This window comes from Kitasatospora sp. NPDC056181, assembly GCF_042266225.1.
Lineage (GTDB): Bacteria > Actinomycetota > Actinomycetes > Streptomycetales > Streptomycetaceae > Kitasatospora.
On sequence record NZ_JBHJUK010000090.1, the window covers coordinates 9,702 to 30,076 of the forward strand.

General features: G+C 74.8%; 15 protein-coding genes. 8 read left to right on the top strand and 7 right to left on the bottom strand.

The window, feature by feature from the left end:
- Positions 1-260: 260 nt before the first annotated feature.
- Positions 261-644 (bottom strand): hypothetical protein, encoded by a 384-nt coding sequence (locus tag ACFC1F_RS28490; RefSeq protein WP_376162508.1) that lies wholly within the window; start codon positions 642-644, stop codon positions 261-263.
- A gap of 181 nt (positions 645-825) precedes the next feature.
- Here ACFC1F_RS28490 and ACFC1F_RS28495 point away from each other — a divergent pair, with 181 nt between their 5' ends.
- Both ACFC1F_RS28495 and ACFC1F_RS28500 read left to right on the top strand, forming a co-directional pair.
- Positions 826-3,153: a tetratricopeptide repeat protein gene (locus ACFC1F_RS28495; protein WP_376162510.1), complete on the top strand. Its 2,328-nt coding sequence runs from the start codon at positions 826-828 to the stop codon at positions 3,151-3,153.
- A gap of 580 nt (positions 3,154-3,733) precedes the next feature.
- Positions 3,734-5,590 carry a phospholipid carrier-dependent glycosyltransferase gene (locus ACFC1F_RS28500; protein WP_376162511.1) on the top strand — a complete coding sequence of 619 codons (1,857 nt, stop codon included), beginning with the start codon at positions 3,734-3,736 and terminating at the stop codon, positions 5,588-5,590.
- Positions 5,591-5,858: 268 nt separating this feature from the next.
- On the opposite strand, the gene ACFC1F_RS28505 is transcribed toward ACFC1F_RS28500, so the two are convergent.
- Both ACFC1F_RS28505 and ACFC1F_RS28510 read right to left on the bottom strand, forming a co-directional pair.
- On the bottom strand, positions 5,859-6,788 hold the full coding sequence (locus ACFC1F_RS28505) for a hypothetical protein (RefSeq protein ID WP_376162513.1): 930 nt from the start codon (positions 6,786-6,788) through the stop codon (positions 5,859-5,861).
- 44 nt (positions 6,789-6,832) lie between these two features.
- A complete protein-coding gene (locus tag ACFC1F_RS28510; protein ID WP_376162515.1) occupies positions 6,833-7,654 on the bottom strand; it encodes an SDR family oxidoreductase in 822 nt (273 codons plus the stop codon).
- A gap of 93 nt (positions 7,655-7,747) precedes the next feature.
- Here ACFC1F_RS28510 and ACFC1F_RS28515 point away from each other — a divergent pair, with 93 nt between their 5' ends.
- The 3 genes from ACFC1F_RS28515 to ACFC1F_RS28525 all read left to right on the top strand — a co-directional run bounded on the left by ACFC1F_RS28515 (position 7,748) and on the right by ACFC1F_RS28525 (position 11,890).
- A complete protein-coding gene (locus ACFC1F_RS28515) occupies positions 7,748-8,167 on the top strand; it encodes a MarR family winged helix-turn-helix transcriptional regulator (RefSeq protein ID WP_209412675.1) in 420 nt (139 codons plus the stop codon).
- Positions 8,168-8,377: 210 nt separating this feature from the next.
- Positions 8,378-9,295: an undecaprenyl-diphosphate phosphatase gene (locus ACFC1F_RS28520; protein ID WP_209412674.1), complete on the top strand. Its 918-nt coding sequence runs from the start codon at positions 8,378-8,380 to the stop codon at positions 9,293-9,295.
- A 321-nt stretch (positions 9,296-9,616) separates the two neighbouring features.
- Positions 9,617-11,890, top strand: coding sequence for a GH92 family glycosyl hydrolase (locus tag ACFC1F_RS28525; protein ID WP_376162518.1), 2,274 nt, complete (start codon positions 9,617-9,619; stop codon positions 11,888-11,890).
- A 93-nt stretch (positions 11,891-11,983) separates the two neighbouring features.
- Here ACFC1F_RS28525 and ACFC1F_RS28530 read toward each other — a convergent pair whose 3' ends face one another.
- Positions 11,984-13,012: a homoserine dehydrogenase gene (locus ACFC1F_RS28530; RefSeq protein WP_376162520.1), complete on the bottom strand. Its 1,029-nt coding sequence runs from the start codon at positions 13,010-13,012 to the stop codon at positions 11,984-11,986.
- A gap of 289 nt (positions 13,013-13,301) precedes the next feature.
- Positions 13,302-15,521: a glycoside hydrolase domain-containing protein gene (locus tag ACFC1F_RS28535; RefSeq protein ID WP_376162522.1), complete on the bottom strand. Its 2,220-nt coding sequence runs from the start codon at positions 15,519-15,521 to the stop codon at positions 13,302-13,304.
- 664 nt (positions 15,522-16,185) lie between these two features.
- Here ACFC1F_RS28535 and ACFC1F_RS28540 point away from each other — a divergent pair.
- Entirely contained in the window at positions 16,186-16,497 is a 312-nt protein-coding gene (locus ACFC1F_RS28540; RefSeq protein WP_376162524.1) for an EthD family reductase, read from the top strand.
- A 108-nt stretch (positions 16,498-16,605) separates the two neighbouring features.
- Positions 16,606-17,478, top strand: coding sequence for a PhzF family phenazine biosynthesis protein (locus ACFC1F_RS28545; RefSeq protein ID WP_376162526.1), 873 nt, complete (start codon positions 16,606-16,608; stop codon positions 17,476-17,478).
- Positions 17,479-17,725: 247 nt separating this feature from the next.
- Here the strand turns inward: ACFC1F_RS28545 and ACFC1F_RS28550 are convergent, their stop codons facing one another.
- Entirely contained in the window at positions 17,726-18,025 is a 300-nt protein-coding gene (locus ACFC1F_RS28550) for a DUF4193 domain-containing protein (RefSeq protein ID WP_209412663.1), read from the bottom strand.
- Positions 18,026-18,581: 556 nt separating this feature from the next.
- On the opposite strand from ACFC1F_RS28550, the gene ACFC1F_RS28555 reads away from it, so the two are divergent.
- Complete coding sequence (locus ACFC1F_RS28555; RefSeq protein ID WP_376162528.1) at positions 18,582-18,812, top strand: hypothetical protein; 231 nt, start codon at positions 18,582-18,584, stop codon at positions 18,810-18,812.
- 130 nt (positions 18,813-18,942) lie between these two features.
- On the opposite strand, the gene ACFC1F_RS28560 is transcribed toward ACFC1F_RS28555, so the two are convergent.
- Positions 18,943-20,256 carry a HEAT repeat domain-containing protein gene (locus tag ACFC1F_RS28560; RefSeq protein WP_376162530.1) on the bottom strand — a complete coding sequence of 438 codons (1,314 nt, stop codon included), beginning with the start codon at positions 20,254-20,256 and terminating at the stop codon, positions 18,943-18,945.
- Between the last annotated feature and the right edge of the window lie 119 nt (positions 20,257-20,375).

Sequence of the window (20,375 nt, forward strand, 5' to 3'; positions counted from 1 at the left end):
CTTCCCCCCCCCCCCCGGGCCCCACCCCCTGGGGCTCCACCCCCCCGGCGGGGGCGCCCCCCCGCGGCCGCCCCCCCGGGGGCTGGGGCGCCTCCCCCCCCGGGCCGGGGCGGGGCCCCCCCCCCCCCCGACCGCCGTGGAGGTCTGTTCGCCCGGCGCCCTGTCCGCGCTCGCGGGCGCGGCCGGTGCGAGTGCGGAAGCCGACCGGGACGGACAGCGCCGCTGGGAGACGCTCGGAGTTCCGGAGCGTCGCAGGAGGCCTAGTTGTACCAGGCGCTGCCCTTTTGGGTGACCCCGTTGGAGATGGAGATGGCGACCTTGTGCTCGAAGTCGTGGTAGTAGGCCGAGTTGGCCGAGTCGCTCGAGTTCCCCCGGACGCTGAAGCCCTGGGAGACCTTCTGGCCTGTCGTGGTGTTCATGTCCCAGAACGCCAGCCAGCAGGTGTTGGAGGTCAGGGACTGCAGCGAGGCGGTGGCCAAGTTGGGCGAGCCGCCGCCGTCCAGCTTCATCGTGCCCACGCAGCCGGGAACGGTGACGTACACGGTCCCGGTCGAACCCGCGTACGCCGTTCCCCCCATGCCGGTGACGGCCAGCAGGCCGGCGCCGACCGCCAGTGCCGCAGCCCTCTTCAGTGCACGAGCCATGAACCCCTCCAGGGTAGAAGTGTGTTCTCTTCCCCGCCGACGGTGCGGCGGCTTGTTCAGGCTGCTGCCCGGGCCGGGCGGAGTCACGTTTCCCGTACGAATCCGTACACCCCGCTCCTAGACTCTGGTGGCCTGGGACCCGATTCACGGGGGGGTGCGAACGTCATGAGTGGCGAACGTCATGGGTGAGCAGCGGGGCGGGATGCCGGATCCGGGGGGCGCCGCTGATCTGGCGGAGTTCGTCGGCCTGTTGGGCGATCTGCGGGCGTGGGCGGGGATGCCCTCGTACCGCTCGCTCGCGAAGCGGGTCGGGCCGCTGATGAGACCCGCGCGCGTGGTCTCGCCGTCCACGCTCGCTGACGTCTTCAGAACCGGGCGCCGTCGTCTGGACATCGACCTCGTCACTGCGGTCGTGCGGGCTCTGGGGGTGGGCGAAGGCGAGGCCGGGCGCTGGCGCGAGAGCGGCATCAGAGTTCACCGGGAAGCGAAGACGGGCGGTCCCACCGGGGTGCTGCGCCAACTCCCGGCGGACCTGGCGGTGTTCACGGGACGGGAGAAGGAGCTCGGTGATCTGATCGCCGTCACGGCCCGTCCGGGCCCCCGGGCCACCACCGTGGTGATCTCCGCGATCGAGGGCATGGGCGGGGTGGGAAAAACCCAACTCGCCGTGCACGCCGCACATCGCCTGGTCCGGTCCGGGCACTTCACGGACGTCCAGCTCTACGTGAACCTGCACGGGTTCGATTCCGAGCAGGAGCCCGCCGACCCGTCGGAGGTCCTGGCGGCGTTCCTGCGACAGCTGGGCGTACCAGCCGCCCAGGTACCGTCCGGGCCGGGCGAACGGGCGGCGATGTTCCGGGACCGGATGCAGGACAGGGCCGCCGTCCTCATCCTCGACAACGCCGTGGATGAGGACCAGGTCAGGGATCTGATCCCGGCCTCCCCCGGCTGCCTCGTGCTGGTCACCAGCAGGCGCAGTCTGGCGGGCCTGGACGGCGCCGAGATCCACCGGCTCGACGTCCTCAGCGACGCCGAGGCGCTCGATCTGCTGGCGGCCGTCGCGGGCGGGGAACGGATCAACACCGACCGCGTCGCGGCCACGGGAGTCGCCGAAGCCTGCGGCAACCTCCCGCTGGCGTTGACGATAGCCGCAGCGCGGCTGAAGGCCCGTCCTTCCTGGACCACTTCCGACCTGCTGGAACACCTGAGCCGGGGCGGCCTGGACGCGATGACGGTCGGACGGCGTTCGCTGCGTCCGGTGTTCGACCTGTCCTTCGACGCCCTGCCCCGGCGCGCACGGCTGCTGTTCCTGCTGCTGGGGGTCCAGCCCGGCACCGACGTGACGGCGGAGGCGGCCGCGGCCCTGGCCGGCGTCACGTCGCGTGCGGCACGCAGCACCCTGGAGGCCCTGTGCGACGAGTACCTCCTGCTGCAACGGTCGCCGGGGCGGTTCGAACTCCACGACATCCTGCGCGCCTACGCGCAGGAGACGGCCGCCGACCGGCTCTGCGCAGCCGAACGTGCCCCGGCGGTGGACCGGCTGCTGACCTGGTACACCCGGACGGCCGAGGACGCCGCGACCACGCTCCTGCCCTCCCTGGGCATGCCGTCCCCTGCCCGGTCCGCCCCCCGGGCCCCTGCGACGCAGTTCACGGACCGCAGCGACGCCGTGGCCTGGCTGGAAGCGGAGCACGCCAATCTTCTCGCGGCATCGGCGGCCGCCACAGCCGCCGGCCACCTCGAAGCCGCTTGGCGGATCCCGGCCGCCGCCTCGGTGCTGCGGGCCGTGAACCAGAACTGGCCCGAGTGCGAGGCCCTGCTCACCGACGCCCTGTCCGGAGTCCGGCGTACCGGCGACCTCGCCGCGCAGGCCTGGCTCCAGAACCGGCTGGGCGCGACGGCCACCGAACTGGGCCGGACGAAGGAGGCCGAGGAGATGTTCACCGCGGCCCTCGCCGCGCGCCGCCTCCTCGGGGACCGCGACGGCGAGGCCGCGGTGCTCAACAACCTCGTCATCTTCTACGGCCGCACCGACCGCCCCCGGCTGGGCCTGGAACACGCCGTCCTCGCCCTGGAGCTGGCCCGGCGCGAAGGCAACACCGACCGCGAGGCGTCCGCCCTCAACGCCATGGCGGCCTGCCTGTCCGGTCTGGGCCGCAACGCGGAGGCCCTGGAGCTGATGCTGCAGGTGGTGGCGATCCGCGAAGCGCGCGGCGACGGCTACCGCCTCGGCCTGGCGTACGTCCTCACCGGCTCACGGCACCGCGACCTGGGCCAGTTCGAGGCGGCGGAGGCCTGCGGCGTCAAGGCCCGTGAGATCGCGCGCCGCAGCGGTGACCGCTTCGGGGAGGGCGAAGCACTTCTCGGACAGGCGAAGGCCCTGCTCGGACAGGGACGGCCGGCGCCCGCAAGGAACTGTCTGCAGGAAGCGGCCGGCATCTTCGACGAGCTGGAAGCCGAACGCTACCTGGCCGAGACCCGACAACTACTGGCGGACACCGAGGCGTGAAGGGGCGTAGCAGCCGGGCAGGAGGCTGCGCCCTGTCGGCTGCGCCCTGTCAGCTGCCCGCGTCCCGGACCGCCGGCGGCACCGCGCGGCCGCCGTCTGCCCACGGGCCGAGGGGCAGGACCGGCCGAGGGGGCGGGCCGGGCCTGATCCGGGCGTCGGGAAATCTTCTTCGCCGGCCCTGCAACCTCACCGCCCGCCACACGTCTTCCACAGTGAGCGGCGGGGCCGACAACCGGTCTCCCCGTTCGCGTCGCAGCAGAGCCGCCCCGACGACGGCGCCCGGACAGCCGGGGCCGCCGGGGCGCGCGCCGCCTGCCCACAGCCGTAGCCAGATGTTCCTGCGGCATGCCCGCAGCCGTGTTCCGGGGGGAACCATGTCCGCTCTCGTCAGACCCTTCCCAGCCGACTCATCCCATCTGCATATGTAGATCAGCAACATACATAGTCGCGTGACATGAAGGTGCGCCCCGGCACGGGCCGCACCGCGGTTCGGCACGCCCTCCGACGCCCCGCGTGCCCGCGTGCCCGGGCGCCCGGGTCCCCGGCGGAGCCGAACCATCAGGGGAGGAATCAGAGTTCGATGCAGCAGCGCAGCGCACCCAGCACGTCCGAGAAGCCGAGCGGAGCTCCGGCCGCCACCGCACTCCCACCGACCACCCCCGCCGGCCGCCCCACCGGCCGCCCCGCGGACAGCCTCGCGGACAGCCTCGCCGACCGGGCGGCACGGCGCTTCGGGGAGCTGCGCCTGCGCCCCTGGTTCTGGCCCGCCGCCCTGACCGCCGGGTACGCCGCCGAGCTGCTCTTCCGGCTCGTCCTCGCCCGGCACCTGAGCTACCCGTCCGTCCACCCCGACGAGGACTCCTACCTCGTCCTGGCCCGCGTCCTCGCCGGCCGGCCGACGACCGAGATCCCGGTCGGCGTGGTCATCCCGGGCGGCTACCCGCTGCTGATCTCGCCCGCACTGCGGATCGCCGACGACCCGGTGACCGCGTACCACCTGATCATGGGGATCAACGCCCTGGTCAGCGCACTGGTCTTCCCGCTCGCGTACGTCGCCCTGCGCCGCCTCGGCCTGCGCCGACAGCTCGCGTACGTCTTCGGCGCCGTCACCGCGCTGCTGCCGCCGGTGGTCTTCTACTCCCAGTTCGCGATGACCGACGCCTTACTGCCCGCGCTGATCCTCGCCTGGCTGCTCTGCCTGCACGGCTGGCTCGACGACGGCCCGGTGCGCCGCCGCGCCTGGCACGCCGCCGGGGCGGGCGCGGCCGCGGCCTACGCGATGGCCACGCACGACCGCGGCGGCGTGGTGGTCGCCCTGACCGCCGTGGTGTTCGCCGGGGTCCTGCTGCTGCGGTGGGCCCCGTGGCGCACGACCGTCGCCGGCCTCGGGGCGCTCGGCCTCGGCGTGCTCGGCGCCGAGCTGCTGGCCGCCTGGCTGCACACGCGGTTCGCCGTCCAGAACAGCGACGTCGGCGGCTTCCTCTGGCAGGGCCTCACCGACCCGGAGGCCGCCCGGCGGACCCTCACCAGGACCGCCGGACAGCTCTGGTACTTCATCGTCTGCACCTGGGGCATCGGCGGACTGGCCGTCACCGTCTGCCTGTTCGCGGTGTTCAGCCGCCGCTTCCCGTGGTCGCAACGGATCACCGGCGGCGTGCTGGTGGCACTGCTGGCCGGGACGGCGCTGGCCGCGGCGGCCGCCCTGCCGGACGACGGACGCATCGACGACTGGGTCTACGCCCGCTACACCTCCTACCTCGTCCCGGCGGCCTTCGTGACCGGCGTCGCGGTGCTGGCCCGGTACGGCCGCCGCGCCCTCGGCCGGACGGCGGCGGCGACGGCCGGGCTGACGCTGGTCCTCGCCGAGCTGGTGGTCCGGTCCGCCGGCGCGAAGCTGCGGACCCAGAGCTTCGTGCTCTGGGGACTGCCGGACGTGTCGTTCCTGTCCACCGACTGGAGCCGGCTCACCATGCTCCGGGCCACCGCCGCCGCCCTCGTCATCCTCGGCGCGGTCGTGCTGCTGCGGGCCGCCGGGGGCCGCCCGGTGCTCTGGGCGATCGGCCTCTCGCTGGCCCTCTTCGCCGCGTTCGGCACCTCGACGATCACCGCCCAGGTCACCGGGCCCCACGCGAAGTGGCGCAAGGCGCAGGCCACCGGGTTCACCCGCGCCGCCGGGCTGAAGCCGGACGACAACGTGGTGTTCGCCTGGGACGTCGAGTGGTCACTGCGCGCCGCCCAGGCCTTCGAGGTCTACCGCGGCCGGGTCTGGTACCGCGACCCGCGGTGGCAGCCCGTCCCGGCGGAGGCGACCGTCCTGGTCACCCCGCTGCCGGCACCGGGGCAGCGTCCCGAGGAGTACTGGCCCGGCCACCCCGCCGGCTGGTACGTCGAGCGGGCCGACACCCAGCAGAACTGGGCGCTCTGGCGCAGGCACTGACCGCCCGCCCGGGCGGGCGGATGCCGGGCTCCGGCCCGGGCCGCGATCACCGCCGTCCTCACCGTCCTCGCCTGCACCCCGGCCCCCGGAGGCCGGGGCCCGGGGCACCGCGTCCGGGCGCGTCGCCGGCGCAGGAACGGCCGGCCGGCCCGACATGCCGTCGGGTCGGCCGGCCGTATCGGGCCCGGTGGGCCGGGGTGCCCGCGGGGCGTCGTCCCGCCGTGCCGCGGCCTGGCGCCGAGGGGCGCGGCGGCCGGCGGGTGCCCTGTCAGCCGGCCTTGTTGGCGTCGTGGTGGGCGAGTGCCTCCTGGGCGGTGACCGGGGTGAACGGGTCGAGGACGGTGACGGCGAAACGCCGCAGGCGCAGGTGGCGTTCGCCGGTTTCGGCGAGAGTCCACTGGTGGCGGGTGCGTGCGGTCATGGGTTGGCCTTCGCGCGTGATGCCCTCCCAGGCGAAGTCGACCGAGAGGTCGTGGGTGTCACCGGTTCCGGGGGTGATGGTGAGGTCGGCGAGGTGATGGGTGCTGAGGTCGACCAGGCCGGCGGTGTCCGTGTACCAGGCGGCGACCTGGTCGAAGGTGTGCAGGACGCGGCCGTCGGAGAGGGTCATGGCGAGGTCGGCGTCGAGTAGTTCGCGCAGTGGCTCGGCGTCGGCGCCGGGCTGTTCCAGGAGCGAGAGCCAGTAGTGGACGAAGGCGAGCACCCGGTTCTCGGCGTACGCGTCGGCGAACGGCGTCTGCTGGTAGGTGAGGATGTGCTCGGCCATGGTGCTGATCCGGGGCAGGTGCTCGCCGGGTTCCTGGAGGAGTTCGAGGTCGTAGCGCAGGCGTGCGGCGCCGGTCATGGCCGGGCCGGCGGTCTCGAAGTCGTGGGTGACCACCACCTGCGCGGTGCCGGCGCCGGTGTGCTCGACGGCGAGGGTGCGCAGGTGGTGGGCGTTGTTCTGTCCGGCGGGAAGGGCGGAGACGCTGTCGAGGTAGGCCTGGCGGCCCTGGACGCTGGGCATGTCGCCCTCGGGCGGGCGGTGCAGGGTGAAGTCGTCGGTGACGAGTTCACCCTGCTGGTCGAGGTTCATGTGCGGGGCCTCGTAGCCGCAGTACCAGCGGTGCAGCACGGTCCGGACCCGGTGCTCGTAGGCGCTCGCGGCCAGCGTGGTGCGCAGGCGGTCGAGGTCGGTGGTGCCGGTGTTCTCGGACATGTCGGTCCTCGTCTTGGGTGGTGGTGGGGCGGGGAGGCCGGTGGTCAGCGGACCCAGGCGCCGGTGAGGGCGAGGACGGCCGAGCCGTCGAGGTCCCCCAGCTTCGTCCCGGCGAAGGCGCGCGCGGCGTCGGAGGTGAGCACCCGGAAGGCGGGCCGCTCGGCCGCGAGCAGCTCGACCATCTGCGCCGCCACGTCCTGCGGCGTCTGCGCGCTCGCGAAGGCGGCGCGGGTGCGCTCCAGGTAGGCGGACAGGGCCGGCGCGTAGGGCCCGGCCTGCTCCAGCGGGTCGGCGGCGAGGCGCACGTTGCTGACGAACTCGCTCGCCACCGCTCCCGGTTCGACCACGCTCACGGACACGCCGACCGTGGCCGCGACCGGTGCGAGGGACTCCATGAAGCCCTCGACCGCGAACTTGGCGGCGCAGTAGGCCTCGTTGAAGGGCTGGCCGATCACGCCGCCCACGCTGGACACGGTGATCACACGGCCCCCGCTCGCCCGCAGCAGGGGCAGGGCGGCCTTCGTGACGTGCAGCACGCCGAAGAAGTTGACCTCCATGACGGCGCGTACGTCCTCGACGCCCTCCTGCTCCAGGGTGCCGACGTGGCCCGCGCCGGCGTTGTTCACCAGCGCGTCCAGGCGGTCGAGGCCGGCCAGGCAGGCCTGGACCGCGGCCGGGTCGGTCACGTCCAGGGCGCGGACGTCGACGGTGACCCCGGCCTCCTCGGCCGCCGCCAGCAGCGCGCCCGCCTTGGCGGTGTCGCGCATGGTGGCGATCACGTGCCAGCCGCCGCGCGCGGCGGCGACGGCGGTGGCCAGGCCGATGCCGGAGGAGGTGCCGGTGATCAGGACGGTCTTGGTGCTCATCGTTCAGTCCTTACTTATGTCCCATAACCAATATTGAACATAACTATGTGGGGAGACACTTCACCTTGTCAAGCACCTCGGTAGGCTGAAGCCATGTCCACCCCCACGGATGAGCTCACCAGAGAGATCGTCGGCCTCTTCGCGGCCGTCAACCGCCGCTACATCCAGGAGTCCGAGGCCGCGGCGGCCGCCCACGACCTGACCCCGCTCCACGCCAAGGCACTGCTCGCCGCCGAGGAACCGGTCCCCATGCGCCGCATCGCCGACCGCCTGCACGCGGAGCCCTCCAACGTCACCGTCATCATCGACCGGCTGGAGTCCCGCGGCCTGGTCGAGCGCAGCCCCGACCCCGGCGACCGCCGCGTCAAGCTCGTCGCCGCCACCACGGCCGGCCGCGCCGTCGCCGCCGACCTGCGCACCCGCATGCCCTTCGCCGCCGAACCCCTGGCCCGGCTCACCACACCGCAGCGCGAGAACCTGCACGAGCTGCTGCAGCTGATACTCGACGCCTGACGGCGCAGGCGCCTTCCCGGGCACCCGCCCGCGCACCCTGGCGGGGCGTCAACTCGGCTGCCGGGCAGGGGCCGACCACGGGTGACCCGGCGAAGTACATAGATCATCTTGTAGTAATCTCGCTCCGCCCGGGGGACGGGGGAAGCGGCGACACCCTCGTGCGGAGGCCCTGCAGGGGCCTCCCGCCGATCGTGAAAGTCGTCGTCGAAGATGTCCGTCCTGACCTATCCCGAGGCCGTCGGCGTCGGGCTGCTCCAAGGTGTCACCGAACTGTTCCCGGTCTCCAGCCTCGGCCACGGCATCCTGCTGCCCGCGCTGGTCGGCGGGCGCTGGCGGCACGACCTCGACGTGTCCGCGCCGGGCTCGCCGTACCTGGCCGTCCTGGTCGGGCTGCGCCTGGCCACCACGCTGGCGCTGGTGATCAGGTTCCGCCAGGACTGGGCGCGGATCACGCGGGGCCTGTGCAGTTCGGTCCGCCGCCGGCTGATCCGCGAACCGGACCAGCGCCTCGCCTGGCTGGTGATCGCGGGGGCCACGCCCGTCGGTGCCGCCGGCCTGGCCATCAGCGGGGTGTTCAAGGCGACGCTGGGCAGGCCCGTCCCCGCCGCCGTCTTCCTCACCGTGAACGGCCTCCTGCTGTTCGGCGTCGAGTTGCTCCGGCGCGGCGGCTCCGGCCGGCGACGGGCGCAGCCGTACGTCGCCCCGGGTGACCGGCACCTCTCCGCCGAGGGGCAGTCGGACCGTCGGATCGTCCAGTTGAGCTTCCGGCAGGCGGTCTGCATCGGGGCGGCGCAGATCACCGCCTTCCTGCCCGGGATCAGCCGTACGGGGATCACCATCGGCGCCGGCGTCCTCAACGGCCTGTCCCACGAGGACTCGGCCCGCTTCGCGTTCCTCCTCACCGCGCCCGTGATCGGGTCCGCCGCCCTGTTCGAGCTGCCCTCGCTGATCGGCGCGAACGGCGCCGACCTCGGTGCACAGGTCCCGGTCGCGAGCGTCCTGGCCTTCGTCGGCGGGTACGCGGCCGTGCACTTCCTCAGCAAGTACTTCAGGACGCACACGCTGAAGCCTTTCGCCTGGTACTGCTCACTGGCCGGGCTCGGCGCGCTGGTCTGCCTCACGGCCTGAGCCCTGCCACGAAACGGCCTGAGCCCCGCCACGAACGGCGGTGCGGCGCCGCGGCCCCTGCGGGCGCAGGCCGGGAACGCCGACCGGGCGACTGCGGAGGCCGCCGCCGGCCGGGCGGCGGCCACCCTGGCGGCCCACCGCCCCGCCCACCGCCCCGCCCGCCGGCCGGCGCCGCCACGACGGGCGGGGCCGGCGTCTGCGGGGCCGCGTGAGCCCCGGGCCACACGGGGGACAAGCCGCCTGTCGCGGCCTCGTGCGCCGTGGGGACACCGACAGAATGCCCCTGATGGTCCGTCATCCGGACGCTCCTCGGGAGGTCGTGTGTTCCGTCTCCGTTCCCTCAGGCGGGCCGGGGCCGTCCTGCTGCTCGGGGCCACGATGGCGGCCACCGGGCCGCTGCCGCCCGGAGCCGGCCCGGCGGGCGTGAGCACCGCCGGGCGGCCCGCGGCGCATGTGGCGGTCGAGGACCCGGCCGGCGACGTCAACCCGTACGTCGGCACCCGGGCGGACGCCCCGGACCGGGGCCACGGCGGTGGCGCCGGAAACACCTTCCCCGGCGCGTCCGCGCCGTTCGGCATGCTCCAGTGGAGCCCCGACACCTTCACGTACCAGCACGGCGGCTACACCTACGACGACCCGAGGCTGAGCGGTCTCAGCCTCACCCACATCTCCGGAGCGGGCTGCGGCGACTACGGCACGACCCCGTTCATGCCCGTCCTGGACGGCACGCCGACGGCGTTCACCGCGTTCTCGCACGCCGACGAACGGCTCGCCCCCGGCTCCTACGGGGTGACCCTCGCCAACGGCATCGACGTCGAACTGGCCGTGACCCAGCGGTCCGGGATCGCCCGCTTCACCTACCCGGCCGGGCACACCGCCTCCCTCGTGCTCGACGCGGGCCGGGCCTTCAACGCGGCGTCCGGCGAGCTCGCCGTCACGGGCACCACCGTCTCCGGGCACACCGACAGCGGCGGCTTCTGCGGCACGCCCAACCACTACCGGGTCTACTTCCACGCCGAGTTCGACCGCCCCTTCAGCAACGTCCCGTCAGCGGGCTCCGACGCCGGGGCCGTGCTCTCCTTCGACACCGGAGACGACCGCGTGGTCACCGCCCGGGTGGGGATCTCCTTCGTCAGTGCCGAGGGCGCCCGCGCCAACCTGGGCGCCGAGCAGCGGGGAGCCCCGCTGGAGGAGGTCCGCAACCGCACCCGCGCACGCTGGAACGACCTCCTGGGCCGGATCGCCGTCGCGGGCGGCACCACCGCCGGGCGGCGGGTCCTCTACACCGCGCTCTATCACGCGCTGCTGCACCCGAGCGTGTTCAGCGACACCGACGGCCGTTACCCGGGCTTCGACGGGCAGGTCCGCACCACCCGCCCCGGCCACGCCCAGTACGCGGACTTCTCCGGCTGGGACGTCTACCGCTCCCAGATCCAACTGGTCGCGCTGATCGCCCCCGACGAGGCCGGCGACATCGCGCAGTCGATCACCGACCAGGGCGCCTCGGCCGGCTACTTCGACCGCTGGACCCTGGCCAACGACGGCACCGGCGTGATGGTCGGCGACCCGCTGCCGACCATGGCCGCCACCGTGCACGCCTTCGGCGCCACCGGCTTCGACGCCGCCCTGCTGCTGCGGCTGGCCCGGCAGGGCAGGAACGACCCCCGCCAGCGCCCCGGCCACGAGCCCTACGACACAGCGGGATTCGTCCCGACGGCCACCAGCGGGGAAAGCGCGTCCGTCACCCTGGAATACGCCACCGCGGACTTCGCGCTGGCCCAGCTCGCCGCCCGCCTCGGGGACTCCGCGGCCCACGACGCCCTGCTGCGGCGCTCGGCGAACTGGCGCAACCTCTTCAACGCCACCGGCCGCTCCATCCAGCCCCGCGACGCGGACGGCAGCTGGCCGCCCTTCAGCCCCGAACGGCCCGACGGCTTCGCCGAGGGCAACGCCGCCCAGTACACCTGGATGGTGCCCCACGACCAGCGCGGCCTGTTCGACGCGATGGGCGGCGACCAAGCGGCCGTGTCCCGGCTCGACACCTTCTTCACCGAGCTCAACGCCGGCGCCCGGGTGCCCTACGCCTACCTCGGCAACGAACCCTCCCTGAACACGCCGTGGGCCTACACCTACGCGGGCCGCCCGGACCGGACCCAGGACGTGGTCCGGCGCGCCCTCACCACGCTGTTCACCGACGGCCCCGGAGGAGAGCCGGGCAACGACGACCTCGGACAGCTGTCCTCCTGGGTGGTGTGGGCCTCCCTCGGCCTGTACCCGCAGGTGCCGGGCCGGGCCGAACTCGTCCTCGCCAGTCCCCGCTTCCCCGCCGTCACCATCCGCCGCGGCAACGGTCCCACCATCGACATCACCGCGCCCGGCGCCGACGACACCGTCCGCTACGTCCACGCGCTGAGCACCGACGGCCGCCCCACCGGCCGCCCCTGGGTGAGCGAGGACTTCGTCCGCCACGGCGGCACCCTCGCCTTCACCCTCGCCGACACCCCCGACCCCGCCTGGGGCGGCAACCCGGCCGACGCACCGCCCTCCTTCCCCCCGCCCCCGGTCCCGGCCGGGCAGCCCGGCGGAACACGGTGAACCACCGGGTGCGCGCCCTGCCGGCCGCCCCGGTCGTGCGCCCGTCGCCGCCGAGCCCGTCGCCGCTCGCGCGCCGGATCCGCCGCGAGGCCCTCAGCCGAAGCCGAAGCGGCCGGCCGTCGTCACGTCAAGGGTGTCCTTGAGCATCGCAAGAGCCGCACCGACCGGGCTGGACCGGCCGCCGCTCACAGTGATGTCCCCCGCCTCCGGGCAGCCGTAGACGACGGCCTTCTCCGGCCCGGCCAGTGCGTGGAGCGGATCACCCTGAACGGTCTCCTCCAGCCTGACGCGGACCACCAGGGGCTCGTCCACACTCGCGCCCGCCACCGCCCGCAGCCTGTTCCCCCGGGCGGCCGCGGCCCGGGCCGCCGGCGCGGCGTGCCCGTCCACCGGCTCCGTCCGCACCCGCACGGCCGACGGTTCCCACCCCCACAGCAGGGCGGCCAGCAGCCGCACCTTCGTGGCCGCGTCCTCCCCGGAGAGGTCGGCCGAGGGGTCGGCCTCCGCGATGCCCCGCCGCTGCGCCGCGCCGACCGCCTCCTCCAGGCACTCCCCCGCCGCGAGCCGGTCGAGGACGAAGGTGGCGGTCCCGTTGGGGCACGCCCGCACCGAGCGGCATCCGAGACCCCGAAGGCCCGACCGCGCCAGGTCGGCCGTCGGCAGCGCAGCGCCGGTGGCCCCGGAGATCCTGATCAGGCTGCGGCCGGCCTGCGCGGCCTCGCCGAGCTCGGACCAGTGGGTGAGCAGGTGGCCCTTGGCCGCCGTGACCACGTGGACCCCGCGGCGCAGGGCCAGGACCGCCTCCTCGGCGGCCTGGCGCCGCACCGCCGGCGAGGACGGCAGCGCCTGGACCAGCACGCGTGCGTTGCTCCGGTCGAGGCTCTCCTCCAGCGCCGCGGGCGGCCCCCAGGCCGGGCGCGGCGGCACCGGGTCGCCCGGGCGCGGCAGGCAGTGCGCGGAGCCGGTCCGAACGGCGCCGATCCGCAGCCGGACGCCGTAGCGGTGGGCGAGTTCGTCGCCCCGGGTGTACACCAGGTCGGCGAAAGCGCGGCCGACCGGGCCGTAGCCCGACAGCACCACCGCGACGTCCTCCGGTGGACTCGGCCGGGCGGCGGGTGTCATGACGGGGCGTCTCCTTCTCCGGCGGTGCGCGTCCTCGACGAGCGAACCGCCGTCCGGCCGGCGGTGATAGGCGGGACGACGGGTTGCCGACGAAGGATCGTACCGGCCCCGCGCCCCCTGCGGACCGGTGGGAGCCGGTGGCCGCAGGGGGCACGGGCCCGGTCGGCCGGCTCGGAGGTGCTCGGCCCGGGCTGGGCGAGGGCATGGAGGACTGTCGTCCGCCCCCGGCGGCCCCGCCCCCGGGAACTGCCGGGGGCGGGGGCGCCGGGGTGGTGGGGCCGTGCCCGGGTCAGCTCCGGGTGACCACGAGCTGGCTGGAGCCGTCCGGCAGGCCGGCGATGGCGGCGCGCTGGGCCGGGAAGGTGCTCGCGCCGTACGGGCCCTGGACCGTGCCGAAGCCGGACCAGTTGCCGCCCGCGAAGCGGGTCTCGTGGTAGACGTTGCCGTCCCCGCCGACCACCGCCACCTGGGACGAACCGTCCGGCAGGCCGGCGATGCCGACCGTCCGCGCGGCCATGGTGGGCGTGCCGTTGCCGGGCAGCGCCGCGAAGCCGGACCAGTTCCCGTTGGCGAAACGGGTCTCGTGGTAGACGTTGCCGTCGTTGCCGATCGCCAGCACCTGCGAGGAGCCGTCCGGCAGCCCCGCGATGGCCACCCGCACGGCCGCCATGCGCGGGCTGTTCACACCGGGCAGCGCCGCGAAGCCGCTCCAACTGCCGTCGGCGAACCGGGTCTCGTGGTAGACGTTGCCGTCGTTGCCGATCGCCAGCACCTGGGTGGAGCCGTCGGGCAGGCCGGCGATGGCGACGTCCCCGGCCGCCATGGTCGGGGTGCCGATCCCGGGCAGCGCCGCGAAGCCGCTCCAACTGCCGTCGGCGAACCGGGTCTTGTGGTAGACGTTGCCGTCGTTGCCGATCGCCACCACCTGCGAGGAGCCGTCCGGCAGCCCCGCGATCGCGGCCCGGCGGGCCGCCATGGTGGGCGTGCCGACCCCGGGCAGCGCGGCGAAACCGGACCAGCTGCCGTTCGCGGCGCGGACCCCGTGGTAGAGCAGGCCGTCCAGGCCGATGCCCAGCTCCTGCGAGGAACCCCCGGGCAGCCCGGCGACCGCGGCCTCCGAGCCGCGGAACACACCCGCGCCGCCCGCCAGCGGGCCGAAGCCGGGCCAGTTGCCCGAGCTCTGGCGCACGCCGAGGAAGAACCCGGAGGACTCGGACGGCGGGGCGCTGGTGAGCTGGATGTCGAGGTAGTCCTGGTCGATCCCGATCGCGAAGCCGCCCCAGGTCTCCGGGTCCGCCGGCGAGGCGTACTGGTGGACGCGCTGGTGGTTGGACCAGTACCCGGCCGGTATCGCCGCGTCGTCGGTGTCCTCCCTGCCGTTCCAGTTCGCGCTGAAGACGGCGTCGGGCATGACGTAGGCGCTGTTGCCGGCGTTGGCGGCCAGGTCCTTGATGCCGGACGAGGAGCTGCTGTAGACGCCGGAGTTGTAGCCCCAGGCGTGCAGCTCGTTGGTCCAGGCGGTGAGGAAGCCGAGCACCGCGCCCGAGCACTGCGGGAGGTAGGCCTCCATGTCGTAGTAGAGGATCGCGCCGGGGCCGAAGCCGAGGGCCTGGGCCTGGCTCACCGCGTCGTCGGCGGCGTTGGCGCCCTCGGTGGCGGGGGAAGCGATCTTCGAGGCCTGCACGCCGACGTACAGCGGCATGAAGGCCCAGCCGGCGGCCTGCTGCTGCTGGACCCAGGAGGCCGTCAGGTTCGGCTGGGCGCAGGCCCGCTTGGCGCCGCCGATGTAGATGCCGACCGCCCGGTACGGGGAGGAGGTCATCCACGCGTTCATCGCGGCGCCGGAGGGCGCCGTGCAGGCGTCGAACCCCTTGCCGGTGTAGTTCGTCGCCGACGCCGGTACCAGCGCCGACGCCGGCGCCGCGGCCGGCGCGGCCGGCGCGGCCGCGGCGAGGTCGGACGACGGGGCCGCGGCAACGGCGGACCGCGGTGCGGTGGCCTTCCCGGATCCGGCGGGCGCCGGTGCCGGCTGGTGCGCAGGGTCCGGCCGGTGCGCCGGCTCGGGGGTGAGCCCGGCGCCGGTGACGATCTGCCGCACCAGCGCCTGGTCGGTGTCGTACGTCCCGGTCACCGCGACGGCACCGTCACTGGCCCGGACCGTGTGCGCGACGGGGTTGGAGCCCTCCTGGTCCGGTGCGGCCGCCGCGGCGGGCTCGACCAGCAGCGCCTCCGTACGGCCGATCAACCGCGGCGGGCAGACCTGCTGTTCGCCCGGGTGCCCGAGGTACACCGCGTGCTGGTCGAAGCGGACACAGGCCTGCGGGTTCACCGCCAGATCCACCACCGCCCAGGCCGTGGGCACCCGGAAGACGCGGCCCTGGTACGTCACCGCCTTGGTGTCCGGGCTTCCGGCGGGCGCGGCTTCGGCGGACCCGACGGCGGGCGCCGCCGTGAGCACGGCCACCGCGACGGCCGTGGCGCTCCGGAGCGCTGTGATACGGGACTTCACCCAGATCTCTCCTGACATGGCAAAAGGCCGCACGCCGAGAAGCTGGCCGCGCGGCGACGGCGGACACGATATCCACGCCCACGACGGCCGATTGACGCAGGGCCCTCCCGTCCGCACCCGTCCGCCCGTCAGCCGGCGTTCGGGTGCGCACGGCCCCTTCTGCCGGGGCGGCAGAGGGGGCCGTGCGCGTGCAGGGGCCGCCCGAGTGCGCCGCGGTGACGAAGGCCGGCCGTGGCGGGGCGGACGGAGGCCAGCCGTCGCACCCGGACGCCACCGCGCCCTGGTGGACGTCGACGCAGGCGTGCCCGACGGACAGCGGAGTGATCGGACGGCCGGAGAGATCCATCGCGGCCATGACCGGACGGCCGGTAGTCGATCAACGAACCGGGTGTTCCTGGCGCGGTGTCGGCACGACCCTCCTTGTGTTTCGTTATTCGAAACGCTAGCATTCCTGGTGTTTCTGATTTCGAAACGCCCTCAGTGGGAGAGCCGATGTCGCGGACAGCCGTGCTGGAAGCGCCGTACACCGAGCAGGCAGGTGCGCCGCTCGCGCGCATGACGCCCGGGCGAACTGCCGCGTGCGGTCACGGCACCGTTGCGGCGCCGGCCTCCCTCACCGAGACGCGTTCCAAGCCCGCCGACCCCGATCCTGACGGAGGACGTCATGCACAGGTTGCTGGTCCTGTATCCCAAGCCCGCCGACCCTGACCACTTCCGCGACTACTACGTGGCCAAGCACCTTCCGCTGGTCATGAACTGGCCCGGCCTGCTTGCGTGGCGCTACAGCTTCGACGTGGCGGCGCCCGGGGGGGAAGCGCCGTATTTCGCGGTCTTCGAAGGCGACTTCGCCGACGCCGCCGCCTTGGCCGCGGCGCGGGCGTCGCCGCACGGCCGGCGGGTGGCCGCCGATGTCGCCAACTACGCCACCGGCGGTGCGGTCGTCATCCACTATCCGGTGCAGGACGGCACCGGCTGAGGCAGGACGGTACGCTCCGGGACGCGTTCGGTCGGCCGTTGCGGCCGGGTCCGGCTGTCGGCGGAGCCGTTGGCGGTCGCCGGTTCGTCGAACGTCAAAGGTGGGCCGATGTCCTGGCCGGATGTCACGGTGGTTGATGCGTGCGTGCGGCGCGACGGCCGGGGCGGCAGCCCCACGGCCGTCACCGACGACGACCCGGCGGCGACGGACGCGGACCGGCGTGCGGTCGCCGCTGCGGCCGGCACCTCGCACGCGGCGTTCCTCGGCCCGGGGCGGACGCCGGACGGTGGCCGGCCGGTCCGGTTCTTCACCGCCGCCGCCGAACTGTCCGGCTGCGGCCACGGCACTGTTGCCGCGCAGGCCGTCCGGTTGGCCCGCACCGCGCTGGGCGAGCTGAACGACCGCCAGCACACCGGCGGGCGCACGTTCGACACCGTCGCGGTCCGCCGCCCCGCCGGCATCGAGGTGTGGTTCGACCAGGGCCTCGTCGCGCTGCGTCACCCGGCGCCGGAGGAGCGCGCCGCGATCGTCGCCGCGCTCGGGCTCACCGCGGACGATCCGCATCCGACCGACGCGCCACGGGTCGCCGCGCCCGGCACACCACGCATGCTGGTACCGGTCCACGACCGGTCGGCGCTGCTCCGAGTCCGCCCACACCTCGGCAGGCTGGCGGCGGCGTGCCGGCGGTACGGGCTCCTCGGCTGTTTCGTGTACGTTCCCCCGGTGGGCGACCGACCGGGTGCGGCGCGGATGTTCGCGCCGGCGATCGGTGTCGACGAGGACGTCGCCAACGCCAACAGCACCGGCTGCCTGGCCGCCCACCTGCTCGACACGACAGGGGCGCAGACGGTCGCGATCGAGGTAGAACAGGGTGACACCCTCGGTCGACCGGCCAGCGTGCTCGCTTCGGCCCGACGCGGGCCGGCGGGCATCACGACCCGGGTCGGCGGGTTGGCGGTGGTCCGCGACCCTCGCCAATGACCATCTCCGCGAGTTCTGCGACACGGCGGGGCGGCACCGGGCACGCCCAGGACCCGGCCACGCCGGACCCCGGCGGCACGCACCCTTGCGGCACGCGCGCCGGCCCTGGGCGGGAGCCGGGCGGCCGGGCGGTCACGGCCGTCGCCCGGGCCCGGCCCCGGGAAGCCAAGGCCCGGGGCGGCCGGGGAACGGCGCCCGCCGGACCGCGCCCATCGCGGGGACGGGCGCGCTGCGGCTCCCGCAGGGGTCAGGACGCGCAGTCGCGGCAGATGGGCTGGCCGTTCTTGTCCTCGCCGGCGAGCTGGGCGCGATGGTGCACCAGGAAACAGGTCATACAGGTGAACTCGTCCTGCTGGAGGGGCACGACCTGAACCGCGAGCTCCTCGCCGGACAGGTCGGCGCCCGGGAGCTCCAGGCCCTCGACGGCCTCGGGATCGACGTCGACGGCGGAACTCTGCTTGTCCTCGCGCTGGCTCTTCAGCGCCTCGATGCTCTCGTCGCTGCTCTCGTCCCCGCTGTCGCGCGGGGCGTCGTAGTCGGTTGCCAAGGCGGCGCCTTCTCCTCAAGGATCGTTTCCGGTGGGCCGGCCGTGCCGCCCACCGGCCGGCGCAGTACCGGCCCGGCGCGCCGGACAGCCCGCCTGTGACGCACCACCATGCCACCTCCCGCCCCATCCGGCACGTGAACGCCGGCGCCGGGAAGGGCGGCGGGTCGCGACCCGTCCCGCGACAAGGTGCCCGGCGGCCGACGTGCTCGCCGCCCGCCGGGGGCACGGCGAAGGCGCCGCGCGCCGGTGGCGTTCGAGCGCGTCGCATGGGTTCGTCATCCCCGGGGAGAGCACGTCGAGCGGTCCCCGCCACTTGTGGTTCGTCTCCGAACGGTCGAGGGTCTTCGGCCGCTTCGAGCGGATCGCCGCGATCACGGGCGCACTGCACGGACGCCCTGCACGGGCGCGCTCTCGCGGTCGCCGCACCGGTCCCGCACCCGGGGGGCCGGCTCGTGGAGGGGGACACCGTCCTCGGTCCCATGCGTGTGAGGTGCATCGGGGGCGCCCGCGGCGCCGGGGTGGAACTCGACCACCTCGCCGAGCGGCGGGCCCGGGCGTGGGGGCCCTGCTCGCGCGCACCCACGACCGGGCCGCCGACCTGGGCGACGGCCTGCCCCACGCCCTGGGCGGGGTGGCGAAGGCGGCCGGGCTCCTCGCGCTCCACCCCGTCATCGCCACGCCCGACGAAGGACGCCCCGACGACCCCGACGGCCTGCGGGCCGGTCTCCGCGAGCACTGGGAGAAGCAGCGGCGCATCGTGCTCGCCGCGGCCGCCGCCACCGACTGAGGCCGGGCCCGGGACACGCGGATCGGTCCCGGGCGGTCCGGGCGGCCCCGGGCGGCACCGGGCGCCACCGGCCGGCGCCGAGGCCCGACCGGGAGACCCCGCCGGCCCGGCCGGGAAACCCGGGCGGCGGTCAGATCGACAGCGCCCCGGGGAACACCCCGTGCCCGGCGCCGGGAGCCGTCACGGCGAACCAGCCGTGGCCGGTCATCGGGGTGTCCTCGTCGATCTCCTCCGGGTCCACGGTGAGCTGCCCCGCCACGGCGTGCGCGTCACACTCCAGTGAGGCGTTCGGCTCGTACATGCCCGGCTCCCACAGCGGGTCCTCGGTCTGCGGCTCCTCCCAGGGCAGCGGCTCTCCCGTCCAGGCGGGCTCGCGGTAGGTCTGGAAGGAGCGGACGACGCCCCGGCCGCGTTCGGCGACCGCCCAGTGCTGGCTGTCCTCGTAGCCGTCGCGGAAGTAGTAGTGCGCCTGCCCGCAGGCCTCGGCGAGCCGTTCCAGCGAGCCGTCGTCCGGGCAGTTGATCAGGGACGGGCCGAAGAGCAGCCGCCAGCCGGCGATCTCGGGCGTGACGAAGACGCGCTGCACCGCCAGCTCGGTGCCGTCGGCCCCTGCCACGACCGCCTCGTCGTGGATCCGGCCGGACAGGCCCATCGCCAGGGTGGCGGGGATCCGGTCGTGCAGCCCCAGCGCCTCGAACGCCGCCTCGTAGGTGTCGCCGGGCACCACGACCCAGTGGAAGTCCCAGACCTCGTCCGGGAGGCGGTCGTCCAGCAGTTTGACGCGCACCAGCCGCTCCAGCGCGGCCCGGTCGCGGGCCGGCAGTGCGTCGCAGGCGCCGAGGTGGGCGAGGGCGTGCAGGGCGTGCCGGCGCAGCCGGCCCGGGCCGTTGGCCCGCACGGCCAGCAGTTCGCCGACCACCGACGTGTCCATCGCCTCCAGGAACCGGCGGGCCGAGCTCTCCTCCCGCCGGTCGCCGAGCAGCGGCAGGACCGCGGCCAGCGCGGGCCGGGCGGCCGGCCCGAGGCCGCGCAGGGCGGTGAGGGCCGCGCCGCGGGCCGCCGGTGACGGGTGCGCCAGGAGGAGGGCCAGCTCGTCGACGCACCGGGCGTCGAACAGGCCCAGGAGCCGGGCGAGTTCCCGCTCGTCCGGCGGGGTGTCGCTCCCGAGGGAGGCGGCCGCGACGGCGCGCAGGGCGGGCGGGCCGATCTCCCGCAGCGCCTGTGCGATCTCCGGCCGCCCGGACCGCTCGAACTCCGCGCGCGCCGCCAGCAGGGCCGGGACGGCCGCCTCGCCCGCGGCCGCCAGGCGGGACACCACGTCCGCGCCGTCGGCCGGTGCCTGCCTGAGCTGCTCGACCAGCGCGGCCGGCCCGGCCGGCTCGGTCCGCTCGGTCCGCTCGGTCGGTTGGGCCGCCATCTGCTGCATCGTCTCCTTCTCCTCCATGGCCGAGAGGCTAGACCGTCCCACTGACGCACCGTCCGCCCGGCCCGGTGGCCGGCCGGCCGCGGGCGGGTCCTCGTGGAGGTACCGGGGCAGCCGTCCGTGGGCCCGGGCCCCCTGCT